Origin of the sequence: Aerococcus viridans (assembly GCF_001543285.1) — a bacterium.
Taxonomy (GTDB): domain Bacteria; phylum Bacillota; class Bacilli; order Lactobacillales; family Aerococcaceae; genus Aerococcus; species Aerococcus viridans.
Genome location: NZ_CP014164.1, coordinates 1 through 16,232, shown reverse-complemented (window position 1 = coordinate 16,232; position 16,232 = coordinate 1). Strand labels below are relative to the sequence as shown.

Genomic DNA, 16,232 nt, shown 5'->3' with positions numbered 1-16,232 from the left:
TTTAAAAAGGAGTGGAAACAATGTACTATCTACCATTGATAGGTATTTTAATCATTATTGTTGGTTTTGCAATGAAGCTAGACACGATTGCGGTTGTTGTAATTGCTGGTTTGGTGATGACTTTGGTATCGGGGCAATTGTTGCACTAGTGCTTGCGATGGCTATTTTCCGTGCACCATTCCAACAAGTTTTACATGAATCTAATCGAAATGTACAACAAGTTGGATCAACTGCTATTTTGCCACAATTATTGGCTGCATTAGGTGTCATCTTCGTTAATGCGGGGGTTGGCGAAATAGTAACATCAATCTTTGGAAACTTAGTACCTGAAGGGAACCAATTTTTAGGTGCAACAATGTACGTTATCGCGATGGTTGTATTTACAATGATTATGGGGAATGCATTTGCTGCTTTTACAGTTATTACAGCGGGTATCGGTATTCCTTTTGTGATTATGCAAGGTGCTAACCCAGCAATTGCTATTGCTTTAATTGTTGTTCACATTGTATTAATGTATACTTGGGCATTCTAGGAGGTATAAAAATGAAAATTTTGGTAACAGGATTCGATCCATTTGGTGATGATACGATTAACCCAGCGATTGAGGCAGTGAAACGTTTGACGGAAGAAATCAAGGGTGCGGAAATTATCAAATTAGAAATTCCAACTGTTTTTAATAAAAGTGCAGAAGTAGAAAAAAGAGCAATTGAAGAGCACCAACCTGACTATATTTTGAATATCGGTCAAGCGGGCGGACGATTTGCCTTAACACCTGAACGGGTAGCCATCAATGAAGATGATGCACGTATTCCAGATAACGAAGGGCAACAACCAATTGACGAACCTATCAAAGAAGACGGGCAACCAGCTTACTTTAGCCAGTTGCCAATTAAGGCAATGGTTACTTACATGAAAGACGCTAGCGTGCCAGCGGAAGTGTCTAATACGGCAGGTACTTTTGTTTGCAACCATATTATGTACCATTCGCTATACTTAACCAATAAAGAGTATCCTAACATCAAAGCTGGTTTCATGCACATTCCATTCCTACCAGAACAAGTCACAAACCGTCCAAACACGCCATCTATGGCCTTGGAAGACATCGTTCGCGGAATCGAAGCAGCCATCGCAGCCATTGTGGACTTTGACGGCAAAGAAGACATGAAAATCGTCGGCGGCAAAACACATTAAAAAAAGGTGCGAGCTTTGCGCTTAGGTAGGTAGCATTGGAAGACTAGTGCTGTATCACAGAAAGTATGATGCAAACTAGTCTGAAGTGGAGGCCGGACTACCAAAGTAAGCCCAATTGAAGGTGCGAAGTGGACGTGAGCTGGTCAATAAAGCATTCGTAGGAACGTAGTGACATACGGATGCCTATGCGCAAGAAGCGCACTCGACTACAAGGTGTGAGTACCTGCTCAAAATAGTAACTATTTTCAAGAAGGTCTATGATATGAAAGTCATAGGCCTTTCTTTACGGTAAAATCTTGCCTTTAGAAATTGTTAAAACTTTTATCACATATTTGTCACAAAATTTGCTAACAATTTCATCATATCTTCAAAAGTATCGCCTATTATATAAGTATACCCAATAAACAAACCAAACTTTTCTTCATAAATCTTTCTCCTCCCAAATGAAAGATTATCATTTTAACCAGCTGTCCTCCCAACGGCTGGTTATTTTTTTGCGTACGCAAAAAAGGGACACAAGCATGGTCGTGTCCCTAATAGTTAAAGTTATTATCTGATTAAGAGTGGGGACCAGACTTAGCGCCGAAACTCACACCCTAAAGTTGAGCTCGTGCGACCAGCTCAATTCTGCTACGCAAATAGTCTTCTTGATGTGCTATCACTTTGCCTATTTACGCCATCATTGTGGAGTTAAACGTTCTCACTCACATCCTGTTATTAGTCAGAATATTTGTCGAAGTAGCCTTGGATATAGATAAACGGCGTACCCTTGTCTCCTGAACCTGAAGTTAAGTCAGATAATGACCCAACTAAGTCAGTGATGTTACGCGGTGTTGTACCTAATGATGTGTTGTGTCCAGCTTCATCGATTTTGTCATGGTCTTTGATGTAAGCACGCATCGCTTCTGTTAATGCTTCACCAGATAAGTCACCGAACTGATTGTCCGCAACGTATTTGATTTTGATTTCGTCTGGTGTGCCAGATAAACCTTTAGTGAAACCAGGTGATACAACAGGGTCAGCTAACTCCCAGATGTGGCCAACTGGATCTTGGAAAGCACCGTCACCGTAAACCATTACTTCAACAGCTTTACCAGTTGCTTCTAATAAACGTTTTTGAACGTCTTCAACGAATGCTTGTGCATCACGAGGGAATAGTTTCAAGCTGTTGTTACCAGAAAGGTTAGCGCCTAATAAACCGAAGTCTTCGTTGTAACCAGAACCATCGATTGATTGGTTTAAGATTTGGTCTAAACCAATGATTTCTTTAGCGCCATGTTTTTCTAAAGTACGGCGTGTGTATTTACGGTCGTGGATATCAGCGATTACAACTGTATCTGCGTAGTCTAAAATGGTTTGTGGGTGGTTAGCGAAAATAATTTCACATTCTGCACCAGTTTCTTCCACGCATTTTTTATATAAAGCAACGTAGTCTTCACCTGTAAACTCATGTGCTAAGTTTGGGAAGTGGTTACGGAATTCAGCTTCTGTTAAAACGTCAGTGTATGGGTTTAAACCAGATGCTTCTAATTCATCGCGTGAAATTAAACGATTACCCACCTCATCAGAAGGGTAGCTTAATTGAATCACGATTTTTTTCGCTGACATAGCGATACCTTTTAAGATGGCGTAGAAACGGTTACGGCTAAGGATTGGGTTAAGGATACCAATCGTTTCGCTCTTTGTTTGACGTTGGATATCTTTTACAACAGCATCTAACTCAGCAAAGTTTCCTTGTGCACGAGCTAGAATTGACTCTGTAACTGTTACGATATCGTGGTCACGAACTTCATAACCTTCTTCTTTAGCAGCGTTTAAGACAGTATCTACAACGATACCAGCTAGGTCATCGTTCTCTTTAATAATTGGGGCACGTAACCCTCTTACAACAGTACCTACAGCTCTAGACATAAATAATCGTCCCTTCAAAATTCTCTTGCGCCTTTGTGGCATACTGCTTTATTATATATCAACATAAACCCTTTGCCAATCAAGTATGGGCAAAAGCCGAACATTTTTCTCATTATTTTTAAAGTATAATTATTAGACAAGCGAAAATTGGTCATGCTATGATGAAAGTGTAAAAATTGTAGCAAAAAAATCAGCCAATTGAATTCAACCCATTTGCCAAATTTGTGAGGTATAAAATGACGAATCTATTGTATAACACTTGGAATGCACCGTTGAACCAGTTACCAGCTAACGGTTCTGCCTGCCCTTGTGCCCTTGATGCTGCAGTTCTTACACCGACTACAATGAAAATAGCTATTAAAAATTCTAGCGTTTGACCTTAGTGTCTGACGCTATTTTTTTATGGATTTTCACACCTTTAGGAGGAAAGATAAAATGAAAAAATGTATGATCTCTATCAAACAACACAGTGTTAACCTTGCGTTTGTTAACCGGATGATGCATTCAAAAGCTGTCCCGCCTTAAGGAGGTGATCCTTTGTATCTCGGTGCTAGCCGTTACTAGCTAAACATCAAAATATATATCAATCAAAACACCGAATCATCAACAAGCCTAAAAGCCAACAGTTAGGCAGCATCGTTTGTTGAATGGGACCCTCTAAAGGTAGACCAAAAACCTAACTTTAGGGGGTTATTTTTTTGGCAAAATAGTCACCGGATGTTGAATTGGCAGTCATCAACTGCTATACAAATGATAGGCAAAAGAAAAGAGCTGACGATTATTCAGTCAACTCCAATGTAGTTGATATCTAAATTCTTACAGTAATACGGCTGCTGCTAGGGCGCGCTGTACATCATATACCACGTCACCACCTCTAAATTGTAGGGCGATCGTTGGTTGGTCGTTACCAGATAAGTAAATATCTACTTCAGCATCCACATCAAAATTCCCCACAGTTTCTACTGAAAAGCGTGAAATTGACTTGTAAGGTACACTCATGAAGTCTCGTTTCTTACCGGTAATCCCTTGTTTATCCATTAAAATTAATCGATATGATGTAAATACGACTAAGTCTCGCAAGATGTTGTAAGATAATTCAATTGATTCACCGGGAATGAGTACCTTCTCCAAGGCCTCGGAAACTCGCTCCTTATCCGCTTCTGAAGCATTACCAAATAATCCTGAAAATAAGCCCATATTGCCACTCCTTTTTTGTAAAACAGTTGCCTACCATTTAAGTTCACTTCATTATACCGAGTAAATGAAAATAAGGTCAACCAAGGCTAATTTTGAGCTATTGTCCCTAGATTTTGATATGATTAAGGTAATAAAGCGTCACACAAGTTGAGGAGGGAATATATGGGATACGAAATTAAAGAAGTCACCAATGGATTTGCCATTTTTAACGAAGCAGGCGACAAACGTATTGCTGAAATCGAGTATCAACCAAAGGCAGACAATGTCATCGTCGCAACACACACATGGACGGATCCAAGTTTACGCGGACAAGGTGTTGCTGCGCAACTTGTCGACCACCTAGTTGCCGACTCAGAGGCAAAAGGCCGAAAAATTAAAGCCGTATGCCCATATGTCGTGAAGAAATTCAACGAAAACCCAGCGAAATACGACCACATTAATGCAGACAAATAAGGATTGAAGAAGAGCCATCCCTGTCTTTGCTGGCTAGCAAGGAGAGGGGCTTTTTACTTTGAAGGGCACTCGCTTTCATTTTCCAATAAATATCGGTAGAATGGTTACATTAGAAAGTCTAAAGAGGTGCAATATGAAATATATTAAATTGTTAGAAGACGTGTCGAATGCTTACGGGGCGCCAGGATATGAAGACCAAGTGATCGATGTAGTGAAAGCCAACAAAGGCGATTTTAGCTTACAAGCCGATGCTATGAAAAACCTATATATGAACTTTACTGACATTGACCCCAACAAACCAACGATCATGTTAGACTCCCACATGGATGAAGTCGGGTTTATGGTGCAAGCCATCGACGAAAATGGTTTATTATTGATGCAAGCTCTAGGTGGTTGGACGGCGGCCTCTGCCCAGTCGCAATTATTCATGGTTAGAACCAATGATAATGAAAGCTATGTACCAGCTGTTGCCACAAGTAAACCTATCCATTTCATGACTGCAGAAGAAAAAGCTAAACCAGTAGCCTTAACAGACTTGAAGCTAGATGTGGGTGCTACTTCAAGAGAAGAAGTAATCAACGATTTTGGTATTACAGTCGGCCAACCCGTTGTACCAGCAACCAAATTCCAGTTCAACGAAAAGAATGGCATGATGATTGGTAAAGCCTTTGACAACCGTCTTGGTGTAGCTGCAACCATCGCTGTCTTCAATGAATTAGGACTTGAAGGCGTGAAAAACTTACCATTCAATCTTGTTGGCGCTTTTGCTACTCAAGAAGAAGTTGGTTTAAGAGGGGCTAAAGTCACAACAAAACGTATTGATCCACAAGTGGCCATCGTTTTTGAGGGAACGCCTTCAGACGATTACGCAAAATCAGCTACACTTGGCCAAGGACGCGTGAAACAAGGACCTCAATTACGGTATCGTGATTCAACTTATATCGCTTCTGACCACTTAAACAATCTATTTTTGAAAGCTAGTGAAGAGGCTGGCATCACAATCCAACAAGCCGTCCGCGATGGTGGTGGTACAAACGCTGGTTCAATCCATACTGCAAATAATGGGGTATCAGTGATTACACTAGGTATGCCAACTCGTTATGCACATACTCATTACCTAATATCTGCCTATCAAGACTTCCAAGATACTGTGGACGTCACCGTAGCCTTCTTAAAAGGCTTAACAGCAGAGGACCTAGCCTTCACATCATTACAGGACTTATAAGCATAGGAACCCAAAAGACTGTGGCAAAATGTCATAGTCTTTTTGCTTGGCTTCGATTTGAAGGCTCTTCGACATTTAATGTGGATAGCTTAATTTAAGCAAGAAACTTAAATTCATTTTATATGGATTTGAGTTTCTTTTTTATTTTATTTTAAATGAGATTTGATAAAAGAAGAACTATCTTTTTTGTCCTTTGAACTGCTGTGTACGTTCCTTAAGAGCCGTGGCACCGGCGAGAGCCAAGGTCTCTCTGCCTTGATATCGAGCCAAGGTCTCGATATCATGCTTTTTCACGGCTAAGGACGTACACTTGCAGTTTTTTTCTTTGAACATAGCGAGCGGGATGTATCATGTTTATTTAATTAAGGGAAGCGGGCTTGCAAGGTTTTAAAATGAAACTAATCATCACCCTATTTCTGAAATTGAAAAAATTACGATATCCATAGGATACACATTTTATAACTTTGATACGATTATTTTTTCCTTCTAGACTAGCGTTTGATCTAGTCTTGTAATGGAAGGTGTTTGCGATAAACGCTATATTCTTCAATAATGTGTTCAGTGAGGTTTGCATATATTTACTGATATTTTGGTGACGTTCTGCAGTAATAGTCTCATGAAACATTTCGATATTATTTTCTTTAGAAGCCTCTAGTAAAGCTTGATATACCCAGTAATTTTCCGTTAAATCCTCATCTAAAGAAAGTAGATGATCAAGAATATCCATATCACAAACCATTTTCCCTTTAAATAAACGTTGTTTTCTATAATTTATAAAATCAACTTCGTTGAAATCCTTTAGGATAAGCTTCCAAAAACTTTTCAGCTTGCGATACTCTTTTTATCTTCACCATTATTTCTATTTGTATTGAAAGTATTCATTACTTGAACTCTCGTTTTGTTTAAAGAACGTGAAATCAATTGAATGATATGAAAACGATCAATAATTACTTTGGTGTTTGGAAATATTTCTCTAACCAAAGTCATATAAGGCGCATTCATATCAACAACAATGGTTTCAACAGCAGAGCGCTCTTTTAAACTAAATTGGCGGAAGTATTCTCTTAATTTGTATAGTTGTCGAGTGGGCAGTATACCAAGAACTTCATGAGTATCCTCATTACTAAAAATAAAACTCATTTGATTGTCAGCTTGTTTTGTAGATTTGATCTCATCGAAGCACATGTGTTTCGCTAGTTTTGTGCGATTGCGACGAAAATAGTCATCCATAAAGCGATTAATAATTCGTCTACTAGTATTATCTGAGATACAGTGCCTACGAGCGAGATCCTTGTTTGAAATCGTATCTGCAGCCTCAACTAAAACAGATTGTTTCACTTGTTTAGCGATATGACAATTACGTGCAACCTCACTGGTATGAGCAATGAAGCGCCCATCGCATTCATGACACCAGAAGCGTTGCTTCTTAAGCTCTAGATAGGTTGGTGTATTGGATTGGCGTAACCACGTGATCCTAGACGTCATAAACCCATCTTTAACGATAGAATGGTCATTTATACAACCACATTTAGGGCAAGCCTTGGGCTTGTAGGTTAACGTGCCAGTAAAAACTTTTACATTTATTCCTTTAATATTACGCTCTTGAATCCAATTTTCTTCGTTAAATATGATGTTAGTATCTTTAATGTTTAGTAAAAGTCTGATATTATCGTTCTGAGACATATGAATTTCCTTTCTAATTTTGGTTTAGACGCTTAAATTTTAGCATAGGAAATATTCATATGTCTTTTTGTGTTTTTATACAAAATAGGTTTGAATGATTTCTCATCCACACCAAAAGTCGGAGACCCGATTTGAATAGCCTACTGGCGCAAGGTTCAAGCATTGGTTAGAGAAAAGAGGCTAATTGTTTTTCTTGAAATATAAAGGCCTTACTTTTGCAAGCGATTCCATTTTTATGTTATACTTTATATGGAAAGAAAGTAAGGGAGGTAACGAAAATGATTCTTGATAACATTCAACGTATATTGGTGCCAGTAGATGACTCGGAGAACAGTAAAGCAGCCTTTCGAGATGCAGTTGAGATTGCCATGCGCTCAAATGCTACTGTAGACGTCCTATCAGTAATTGCCGATGACTATGTGTTTAGTGACTTGCGGGTATCTGAAACAGATATCAACGAGATGAAAAAACGTACCCTAGAAACTCTTAAAAAATATGAAGATTACGGTAAAGCCCGTAATTTCAACAACATTCGCACCTTCACCTCTTTTGGGAACCCAAGACGTGAAGTAGCTAAAATTGCTAATGAAGGTGACTACCAATTAGTTGTAATTGGTGCAACTGGTAAAGGCGCTGTAACACGTGCCCTAGTCGGATCTGTGGCAGAGTACACAGTACGACTAGCTAAAATCCCAGTACTAGTTGTGAAATAAGATGGGAAGGAACACAAGCACCAATGAGGAGGGATTATCATGTCAGTATCAGAATATAAAAAAATTTTAATTCCAGTAGATGGATCAGATGCTTCATACCGTGCTTTTAAAGAAGCAGTATCTATCGCCAAGCGAAATGATTCTGAGTTGATCCTGTTGAATGTGTTAGATGACTTTGTGCGTTTCGGTAATTCGGAAGCCTCTATGCGATTATATGACGACTTGCGGGTGGATGCCTTAAGCGTCTTAGAATCTTATGAAGCAGAAGCTAAAGAAGCTGGCCTTGAAAATGTAACCCTTGAAATCATCAAAGGCGACGCAAGATACGGTATTGTAGAGTTCGCAAATACAGCCAAAGCGGACCTCGTGGTTGTAGGTGCAACTGGTAAAGGGGCAATTGAACGAGCCATGATGGGTTCCGTATCTGAATATGTAGTACGTAACGTCAAATCACATGTATTAGTCATAAAATAATGGTTTTGAACTCAATAGCTTTGCTCGAGCGATTGAGGATGAAAAACGAGCTAACTAACATGAGGGGCTGGGAATACGAATTCCTGGCTTCTTTTTTGCGTCTTGGTGGCAAGGTTATAGACTGCATCCTATCCTCAGTCCCGTTAATGATTTTTCCTGACAACTGCGTTATAATAATTAAAAAAGAATTAGAGAGACGGAGGCAATGGGATGAAAACAAATAAATTAGTAGTTGTGGGTGTTGGTCACGTAGGTTCTTACGTATTGGCGGATGCTATGAAGGCTGGTGTTTTTGGTGAAATTGGCGTCATTGATATCGATGAAAATATCGCGCGCGGTGAAGCGATTGACCAAGAGCAGGCCCGAGCTTTAACTTACATGAACAATATTAAAGTGACACACGGTGGTTACGAGCAAACAGATGATGCGGATGTTATCGTAATTGCGGCCGGGAATTCTATGAAACCAGATCCCAATAATCCAACTGCCGAACCGGACCGGGCGACCCTTGCGAAAATTACTTCAAAAACCATTCGTGACGTCATGGAGAACATCGTTGAGCGCACCAAAGAGGCCATTATCATTGTGATTACCAACCCGCTAGACACCATTTTATATATCGCGGAAAATGAGTTTGACTATCCTGAAGGGAAGATTTTTGGGACAGGAACGATGCTTGATTCAGCTCGTTTGCGTAATGTTTTCGCCAACGCTTACGACGTTGACCCTAAATCAGTCGTCGGCTATATGATGGGGGAACACGGGGCGACAGCTTTCCCAGTCTTGAGTAAATTGAACATTCAAGGAGTGGCTTACGAAGAATTAGACCAATATTTTGACCGCGACCCACAAGTTGACCTATCCAGTCCTGAAGATATCAAGAAGAATGTGGTTTCTGCAGCTTATGATGTCTTTAATGGCAAGGGTTGGACTAATGCGGGTGTTGCTCAAGCAGCGGTTACGATGGCTAAGGCCGTCGTCCTTGATGAACGCAGTGTTTACCCAGCCTGCACCACTCTACGTGGCGAATACGGCTATAACGGCAACGTTGCCCTATCAATGCCATGTATTATTGGGGTTAATGGCGTGGAAAAACGACTACCCGTTAGCTTGAATACTTGGGAAGAGGAAAAATTGCATGAGTCGGCAGCTTACATTCAAAAAGCCATGCAAGACGCGGATGTGAAATTCTAACAGACAGTCATTTTTTAAAAATACCTGTCTTAAATATACAAAAAATAACCCATCAACCTGGTGTACGCTGTTTGCGTCTGGTTGATGGGTTTTATTGCGGTAGTCTTTTTACAAAACGTTTTGCAAGGGATTTAACCTAAAGCAACGTCTAGGGTCATCATGACACCAAAGCCAATAAGTAGGGCGACGGTGGCGATATCTGAGTTACCATGCGATTGTGATCTAGGAATCAGTTGTTCCACACAAACGAAGACCATGGCACCTGCTGCAAAGGCTAGTGCATAAGGTAAGATAACAGTCACTTGAGAAACCAGTATAGCGCCTAAAGCGGCACCGACGATTTCTACTAGGGCAGATGCTTGACCCAACCGGAAGGCACGCCATTTGCTGGCACCTTCTGCGCGGATTGGCATAGATAAGGCTGCCCCTTCAGGGAAGTTTTGTAGCCCAATCCCCATGGTTAATCCCAAGGCAGAAGCCAGACTTGCAGCATTAAATTCGTTGGCCCCGTATGCTACCCCAACAGATAGACCTTCGGGGATGTTGTGGATGGTTACGGCTAAGAATAACAAGGTTGTTGCTGGCAACTTGGTCTTAGGTCCTTCAGCATCCATTTTAATTTGTCCCATATGTAAATGGGGGGTGATGTAATCGATCAAACGTAGGAAAAGTCCCCCTACGATAAAACCAATTAAGGCTGGTACAAAGGCAAAACGGCCCCACCCACCTGCCTCTGCATATTCAATTGATGGGGCAAGAAGTGACCAGAAACTTGCGGCGATCATAACCCCAGCAGCAAATCCATTCATAATATCCAATACACGACGGTTAATTTCATTAAAGAAAAATACCAATGCTGAACCTAAAGTCGTCATTAACCAAGTAAAGACGCCGGCCAGCGTAGCTTGTAAAATCGGGTTGGCACTTGCAAACCATTCAAACATTCACATTCACTCCATTTCTTCTTATATTCCACTTTTATTATAAAACATTTGGTATAGCATTTCATTAGAATTAGTAAAGTTTTGGCTTTTTTATTCGGGATACCAAAAAATATGAGAAGAAAGAAGCAAGAGTGTTTACTACTGAGAAAAAAAAAGTATACTGTATATGAGCTTACTTTTAGTAAGTATTTTTTTAAAAAAATAAGTTGTTAAATCAAAATTTAATGATAATAGTTGAAGCAAACTCAATTCGTATATATAAGCAAAATAAAAGGTGGAAATATAAAATGGAAAAACAGTTTTTTAATGATGTTACAATCTCAACAGTTACTTACCGCGTAAAAAACTTAAACAAAATGAAACGCTACTACAACGAAGTGATCGGTTTAGAAATCTTAAAAGATGAAGAAACTGAAGGTATCGTTGAATTAGGTTTCAAAGGGCAAGATGCACCGCAATTAATCTTAGACGGTAAAGCAGACTACAAATTAATCACTGGTCCGAAAAATGGTCTATTCCACACAGCTTGGTTGTTACCTTCTCGTGCCGCTTTAGGTGACGTTTTATATCGTATGTTATTAAACCAAACACAATTATCAGGTGCTTCAGACCACTCTTACTCAGAAGCATTATACTTACAAGATCCAGAAGACAATGGTATTGAAATTTACGCTGATCGTATTGCTGACCAATGGACACATGGTCCAAACGGAGGGGTAACTGGTGTGACTGAACCAATGGATGCAGAAGGCGTATTAGCTAGCCGTTCATCTGACGAACCACAAGCATTCTTCGCTGAAGGGACAATCATCGGTCACTTACACTTATCATCAGCTAAAGTAGAAGACTTCTTCGGTTTCTTAACAGATGAAATGGTCTTAGAAGAGCAAATGGGCTTCACGAATAATGTCCACTTTACTTCATACTCTGACTACCACCACCACATCGCCGTAAACGCTTGGGGTGCAGAATCGATGGTACCTTACGCTGAAGACCAAACTGGTATAGCAGCATACACATTAACTTACCATAACCAAGAATTATACAATAACATCGTAGCAAAATTAAAAGCTAACGGTCGTGTAGTTGCTGAAGAAGCAAATCATGTAACCGCCAAAGACGCGAATGGCGTTATCGTATACGTAGATTTTAAATAATCCAATATTCTTATTGGCGGAAGGGCTATCAGCTTAATGGTTGATGGTCCTTTTTGCTGTGGGAAAATGTCGTCCAATCAACAACTTGATTGTGTTCGTTTGTAGCGAACAGCACCGTTCTAATATCCATAAATTTTAATCATTTAAACCATGTTATGATTGATAAAAGCGATAACGGAATTTAATTGAATTTTAATAGAAGGACGGTAATGACGATGACAGAACGACATATTGAAACTTTGCTTGCACAAATTGGTAACCGTAGTGACAAGGCTTATGGTGCGATTAACACGCCACTATATTTCTCAACAGCCTATAAACACCCAGGCCTAGGTGAATCTACTGGTTACGACTATACGCGTACGGCCAACCCAACTCGTGACGTCTTGCAAGAAGCAATTGCAGTTTTGGAGTATGGTGAACAAGGGTTTGCTACGTCATCAGGTATGGCAGCTATTCAATTAGTTATTGAAGGCTTATTATCACATGGAGATACAGTCGTTACCCTACAAGATTTATATGGTGGCTCATACCGTTACTTCCATCACATGGAGGAAAAGGGCTTCTGCAACTTCACTTACTGTTTAACAGAAGATGAAGTGTACGCTGAAATTGAAAAAGGACCGAAATTAGTCTTCATCGAAACACCAACTAATCCAATGATGGTGGAATTTGATATTGCGGAAATATCTAAACGTGCCCATGTAGTTGGTGCTGTAGTTGTTGTAGACAATACTTTCTACACACCACTCATCCAACGCCCACTTGAAGAAGGGGCGGATGTTGTCATCCATTCAGCAACGAAATATATTGGTGGTCACAATGATGTCTTAGGTGGTTTAGTAGCCAGCAAGGGTCAAGATATCAATGAAAAATTAGCCTTCCAATTGAATACAACAGGGGCAACTTTAGATCCTTTTGCCTGTTGGTTGATCGTGCGTGGACTAAAAACCTTGGCAGTTCGCTTGCAACAACATGAAAAGAACGCCAAAGCCTTGGTAGAAGCTTTAGAAAACCACCCAGCAATTGAGAAAGTGTATTACTCAGGACGCGGGGGTATGGTATCATTCGCAGTGAAAGACGCTGGAATTATTCGCGATGCCTTGAACAGCTTGAAGATTTTTACTTTTGCAGAGAGTTTAGGTGGGGTAGAAAGTTTAATTACTTACCCAGAAACACAAACGCATGCGGATATCCCAACTGAATTACGGGCGCAATACGGCCTAACTGACAAGGTTTTACGGATATCAACAGGGATTGAAAATAGTGATGATTTAGTGGCAGATATTAACCAAGCTTTTAACGTTAAAAAAAGTGATTATCTGTGAGCAGTAATAGTGAAAAATGAATTTGATTAGTGTAATATAGTAAATTGTGAGTGTAGGAGTTCACAAGGGAAGGATGGAGAGAGCCATGAACTTTCAAAAACTAAAATATGCTGTTGTCGTCGCTGATAGCGGATCATTCCGTGAGGCGGCTAGACGGCTGTTCATGGCGCAATCTTCTTTATCAACGGCCATTCGTGAGTTGGAAGAAATGTATGACTTACAAATCTTCGAGCGCACAAAACGCGGTATCTTCATTACTGAAGAAGGTAGCGAATTCTTATCGTACGCTCGTGACGTCTTGTCGCAGGTATCCATTATGGAGAATCGTTACTTAGATGCCGACCGAAAAAAATTGTTTTCTGTATCTAGTCAGCATTATGACTTTGTGTCAGAAGCTTTTGCGGTATTAGTTGCAAATGATGAAGATCGCGCCCACCATTATCGTTTATTAGAAACCTCAACAACTGATGTAATGGAAAATGTCAAAAATGCCTATTCTGAAATCGGGATTTTATACATGAATGCTTACAACCAAAAGGTCATTAAGCAGTACCTAAACCATAACGAGTTGAGCTATACAGAAATCGGGGCCTTTCAACCCCATGTTTTCGTCGGTAAACAACATCCCTTAGCAGGTAGAGAAAGCCTAACCCAAGCAGATTTGCTGGCCTATCCATCTGTTACATTCGAACAGACACAAGGTTCCTCAGCTCAATTAACTGAGGAAGCATTGGACCTGGGAGAGGGCTCTACACAATCAACCATTTACGTCAGCGACCGGGCGACTTCGATTAATGTCTTAGTGAAAACCGACGCTATCCTAGTGGGTACAGGTATATTGACTTCACCATTCCGTGACATGATGACCACCGTCCCTGTTACAGATGTTGAAGACAACCATATTATTTACATTCAAAACAAATACCGTAAACTATCTAGCGAAGCCGAACGATTCATTGGCATTTTGAATGACCAGTTGAATGATGTAATTGGATCTGCTGATTCTTAATCAGCACCACATTTATATCAATATTCAGGAGGAAGACAAGATGGCAGTTATCATTACATTAGCTATTTTTGTACTTGTATTGTTATTCCTAAACCGTTTAGCAGGGAAACACGTGAAATATTCAAACCGTGTCTTTATCGGATTAGGTATTGGGATTGTTTTTGGTATTATTATTCAATTACTATTTGGTTCCGACTCAAGTACAACCACAACAATTTTAGATTGGGTCAACATCATCGGGAACGGATACGTATCCTTCTTGCAAATGCTTGTTGTACCATTAATCTTCGTTTCACTAGTCCGCGCCTTTACCCGAGTAGAAGGTGAGAAGAACCTTGGCAAAATAGGTTTCAACGTCCTAGCTGTATTAATTATCACAGTAGCCGTTGCATCCGTTATTGGCTTATCCATTGCCTTACTATTCAACTTAGACGGTGCAGAATTTACCCAGGGGGCAGCCGAAACAGCACGGATCGCTTATATCCAAGAGCGCCAAGCTGAAATCGCTGATACAACCCTACCGCAACAAATCCTGTCATTTATCCCAACAAATATCTTTGAAGACTTAGCGGGCTTACGTCAATCAAGTAACATCGCAGTAGTAATCTTCTCAGCCTTCGTTGGTGTCGCTTATCTAGGTATCGCAAGAAAACACCCAGAAGAAGCTTCATACTTTAAGAAAATGATCGATATGTTAGACGCCATCGTTTCACGTATCGTGACATTAGTCTTGAGAATGGCGCCTTATGGTATCTTTGCCTTAATGGTGAAAGCCATGGCATCATCAAGCTTCCAAGCCCTATTGAATATGGCCACATTCGTTATCGCAGCTTACGTAGCCATTATTATCATGTTCGCAATTCATGCCTTGATCTTAGCTGGTTTCAAAGTCAACCCAATCAACTACTTCAAGAAAGCATCTCCTGTATTAGGATTTGCCTTTACATCACGTTCAAGTGGTGGGACATTACCAATGAACATCCAGACACAAACAGAAGCTTTAGGTGTAGAAGATGCAACAGCTAACTTCGCCGGTACCTTTGGTTTATCCATCGGTCAAAACGGTTGTGCTGGTATCTACCCAACCATGTTAGTAGCCATCGTAGCCCCAACAGTGGGTATGGACCTATCTGACCCAATGGTTTGGTTAACCATTATTGGTACTATCGTTATTTCATCATTCGGTGTAGCCGGTGTTGGTGGTGGTGCAACCTTCGCATCACTAATCGTATTCGGTACCCTAGGCCTACCAGTAGAAATCATTGGTTTAATGGTTTCAATTGAACCAATTGTTGACATGGGCCGTACAGCCTTAAACGTTAACGATTCAATCCTAGCAGGTGTTGTCACTTCTAAACGTTTGGGCACTCTAAACGAAGATGTATTCAATAATCCAGACGCACAAATTGAAGTTGGTTAATAGAAACAAAGAAAGTCGTCCTTGAAAAAGGGCGACTTTTTTGTTAGCGCTAAATATATTTGCCAACGGATATTAGAGCTAGCTTTATCGATCAAACTTTAGAATAGTTGTTTGCTTATTACGCACTACTTTTTAAAAAGAACACCTCCACAGCGTCGTGAGAAAATAACTGCGCTTTCCTAGCATGCCTTCGCAGTGGTTCTGGATAGCCTGGTATATATCATTCTATTTTTTACTTTAGCCTTACAGAATGAACAGCCAGACAAGCCCTTAGGCCACGGCTAAGGGCGTTCGACTGCATCTAAGGCAAATGATTGAAAGCATAAGCCTACA

The 16,232-nt window shown here is 40.3% G+C and carries 16 protein-coding genes and 1 pseudogene; 12 read left to right on the top strand and 5 right to left on the bottom strand.

Features of this window, described 5'->3' with window-relative positions; genetic code table 11:
• Positions 1-20 precede the first annotated feature (20 nt).
• The 3 genes and pseudogenes from AWM76_RS10660 to pcp all read left to right on the top strand — a co-directional run.
• Positions 21-134, top strand: a pseudogene (locus tag AWM76_RS10660) (5-oxoproline transporter, DUF969 family subunit); the annotation flags it as partial.
• A 23-nt stretch (positions 135-157) separates the two neighbouring features.
• Positions 158-532, top strand: a complete 375-nt coding sequence (locus tag AWM76_RS00085) for a 5-oxoproline transporter, DUF979 family subunit (RefSeq protein ID WP_081453844.1) — start codon at positions 158-160, stop codon at positions 530-532.
• An 11-nt stretch (positions 533-543) separates the two neighbouring features.
• The gene (gene pcp, locus AWM76_RS00080; RefSeq protein ID WP_003143633.1) at positions 544-1,191 is read left to right on the top strand and encodes a pyroglutamyl-peptidase I; all 648 of its coding nucleotides are present in this window, start codon (positions 544-546) and stop codon (positions 1,189-1,191) included.
• A gap of 717 nt (positions 1,192-1,908) precedes the next feature.
• On the opposite strand, the gene AWM76_RS00075 is transcribed toward pcp, so the two are convergent.
• Entirely contained in the window at positions 1,909-3,102 is a 1,194-nt protein-coding gene (locus tag AWM76_RS00075; protein ID WP_039936005.1) for a coenzyme F420-0:L-glutamate ligase, read from the bottom strand.
• A gap of 816 nt (positions 3,103-3,918) precedes the next feature.
• Entirely contained in the window at positions 3,919-4,299 is a 381-nt protein-coding gene (locus AWM76_RS00070; RefSeq protein ID WP_003143637.1) for a PH domain-containing protein, read from the bottom strand.
• A 162-nt stretch (positions 4,300-4,461) separates the two neighbouring features.
• Between AWM76_RS00070 and AWM76_RS00065 the strand changes: the two genes are divergently transcribed.
• A complete protein-coding gene (locus AWM76_RS00065; RefSeq protein WP_003143639.1) occupies positions 4,462-4,752 on the top strand; it encodes a GNAT family N-acetyltransferase in 291 nt (96 codons plus the stop codon).
• A 133-nt stretch (positions 4,753-4,885) separates the two neighbouring features.
• Complete coding sequence (locus AWM76_RS00060) at positions 4,886-5,977, top strand: M42 family metallopeptidase (protein ID WP_039936007.1); 1,092 nt, start codon at positions 4,886-4,888, stop codon at positions 5,975-5,977.
• Between the two features lie 358 nt (positions 5,978-6,335).
• Here the strand turns inward: AWM76_RS00060 and AWM76_RS11065 are convergent, their stop codons facing one another.
• Both AWM76_RS11065 and AWM76_RS11060 read right to left on the bottom strand, forming a co-directional pair.
• Positions 6,336-6,752, bottom strand: coding sequence for a transposase (locus AWM76_RS11065; RefSeq protein WP_250636711.1), 417 nt, complete (start codon positions 6,750-6,752; stop codon positions 6,336-6,338).
• Positions 6,753-6,799: 47 nt separating this feature from the next.
• A complete protein-coding gene (locus AWM76_RS11060; protein WP_060779286.1) occupies positions 6,800-7,660 on the bottom strand; it encodes an ISL3 family transposase in 861 nt (286 codons plus the stop codon).
• Between the two features lie 278 nt (positions 7,661-7,938).
• Between AWM76_RS11060 and AWM76_RS00045 the strand changes: the two genes are divergently transcribed.
• The 3 genes from AWM76_RS00045 (at position 7,939) to AWM76_RS00030 (ending at position 10,041) form a co-directional block, all read left to right on the top strand.
• A complete protein-coding gene (locus AWM76_RS00045; protein WP_003142827.1) occupies positions 7,939-8,373 on the top strand; it encodes a universal stress protein in 435 nt (144 codons plus the stop codon).
• Positions 8,374-8,412: 39 nt separating this feature from the next.
• The gene (locus AWM76_RS00040; protein ID WP_003142826.1) at positions 8,413-8,847 is read left to right on the top strand and encodes a universal stress protein; all 435 of its coding nucleotides are present in this window, start codon (positions 8,413-8,415) and stop codon (positions 8,845-8,847) included.
• Positions 8,848-9,057: 210 nt separating this feature from the next.
• On the top strand, positions 9,058-10,041 hold the full coding sequence (locus tag AWM76_RS00030) for a lactate/malate family dehydrogenase (RefSeq protein WP_060779285.1): 984 nt from the start codon (positions 9,058-9,060) through the stop codon (positions 10,039-10,041).
• A gap of 131 nt (positions 10,042-10,172) precedes the next feature.
• Here the strand turns inward: AWM76_RS00030 and AWM76_RS00025 are convergent, their stop codons facing one another.
• Positions 10,173-10,985, bottom strand: coding sequence for a ZIP family metal transporter (locus tag AWM76_RS00025; protein ID WP_060779284.1), 813 nt, complete (start codon positions 10,983-10,985; stop codon positions 10,173-10,175).
• A 287-nt stretch (positions 10,986-11,272) separates the two neighbouring features.
• Here AWM76_RS00025 and AWM76_RS00020 point away from each other — a divergent pair, with 287 nt between their 5' ends.
• From AWM76_RS00020 to AWM76_RS00005, 4 genes are all read left to right on the top strand, one after another.
• A complete protein-coding gene (locus tag AWM76_RS00020; RefSeq protein ID WP_060779283.1) occupies positions 11,273-12,142 on the top strand; it encodes a VOC family protein in 870 nt (289 codons plus the stop codon).
• A gap of 209 nt (positions 12,143-12,351) precedes the next feature.
• Complete coding sequence (locus AWM76_RS00015; RefSeq protein ID WP_003142380.1) at positions 12,352-13,470, top strand: PLP-dependent transferase; 1,119 nt, start codon at positions 12,352-12,354, stop codon at positions 13,468-13,470.
• Between the two features lie 85 nt (positions 13,471-13,555).
• Entirely contained in the window at positions 13,556-14,479 is a 924-nt protein-coding gene (locus AWM76_RS00010; protein ID WP_039935466.1) for a LysR family transcriptional regulator, read from the top strand.
• A gap of 40 nt (positions 14,480-14,519) precedes the next feature.
• On the top strand, positions 14,520-15,899 hold the full coding sequence (locus AWM76_RS00005) for an L-cystine transporter (protein WP_039935463.1): 1,380 nt from the start codon (positions 14,520-14,522) through the stop codon (positions 15,897-15,899).
• The last annotated feature ends 333 nt before the right edge of the window (positions 15,900-16,232 follow it).

Excerpts from the sequence above, each read along its gene's own strand:
- AWM76_RS00085 (WP_081453844.1), top strand. The coding sequence starts at position 158 with ATGGCTATTTTCCGTGCACCATTCCAACAAGTTTTACATGAATCTAAT.
- pcp (WP_003143633.1), top strand. The coding sequence starts at position 544 with ATGAAAATTTTGGTAACAGGATTCGATCCATTTGGTGATGATACGATT.
- AWM76_RS00075 (WP_039936005.1), bottom strand. The coding sequence starts at position 3,102 with ATGTCTAGAGCTGTAGGTACTGTTGTAAGAGGGTTACGTGCCCCAATT.
- AWM76_RS00070 (WP_003143637.1), bottom strand. The coding sequence starts at position 4,299 with ATGGGCTTATTTTCAGGATTATTTGGTAATGCTTCAGAAGCGGATAAG.
- AWM76_RS00065 (WP_003143639.1), top strand. The coding sequence starts at position 4,462 with ATGGGATACGAAATTAAAGAAGTCACCAATGGATTTGCCATTTTTAAC.
- AWM76_RS00060 (WP_039936007.1), top strand. The coding sequence starts at position 4,886 with ATGAAATATATTAAATTGTTAGAAGACGTGTCGAATGCTTACGGGGCG.
- AWM76_RS11060 (WP_060779286.1), bottom strand. The coding sequence starts at position 7,660 with ATGTCTCAGAACGATAATATCAGACTTTTACTAAACATTAAAGATACT.
- AWM76_RS00045 (WP_003142827.1), top strand. The coding sequence starts at position 7,939 with ATGATTCTTGATAACATTCAACGTATATTGGTGCCAGTAGATGACTCG.
- AWM76_RS00040 (WP_003142826.1), top strand. The coding sequence starts at position 8,413 with ATGTCAGTATCAGAATATAAAAAAATTTTAATTCCAGTAGATGGATCA.
- AWM76_RS00030 (WP_060779285.1), top strand. The coding sequence starts at position 9,058 with ATGAAAACAAATAAATTAGTAGTTGTGGGTGTTGGTCACGTAGGTTCT.
- AWM76_RS00025 (WP_060779284.1), bottom strand. The coding sequence starts at position 10,985 with ATGTTTGAATGGTTTGCAAGTGCCAACCCGATTTTACAAGCTACGCTG.
- AWM76_RS00020 (WP_060779283.1), top strand. The coding sequence starts at position 11,273 with ATGGAAAAACAGTTTTTTAATGATGTTACAATCTCAACAGTTACTTAC.
- AWM76_RS00015 (WP_003142380.1), top strand. The coding sequence starts at position 12,352 with ATGACGATGACAGAACGACATATTGAAACTTTGCTTGCACAAATTGGT.
- AWM76_RS00010 (WP_039935466.1), top strand. The coding sequence starts at position 13,556 with ATGAACTTTCAAAAACTAAAATATGCTGTTGTCGTCGCTGATAGCGGA.
- AWM76_RS00005 (WP_039935463.1), top strand. The coding sequence starts at position 14,520 with ATGGCAGTTATCATTACATTAGCTATTTTTGTACTTGTATTGTTATTC.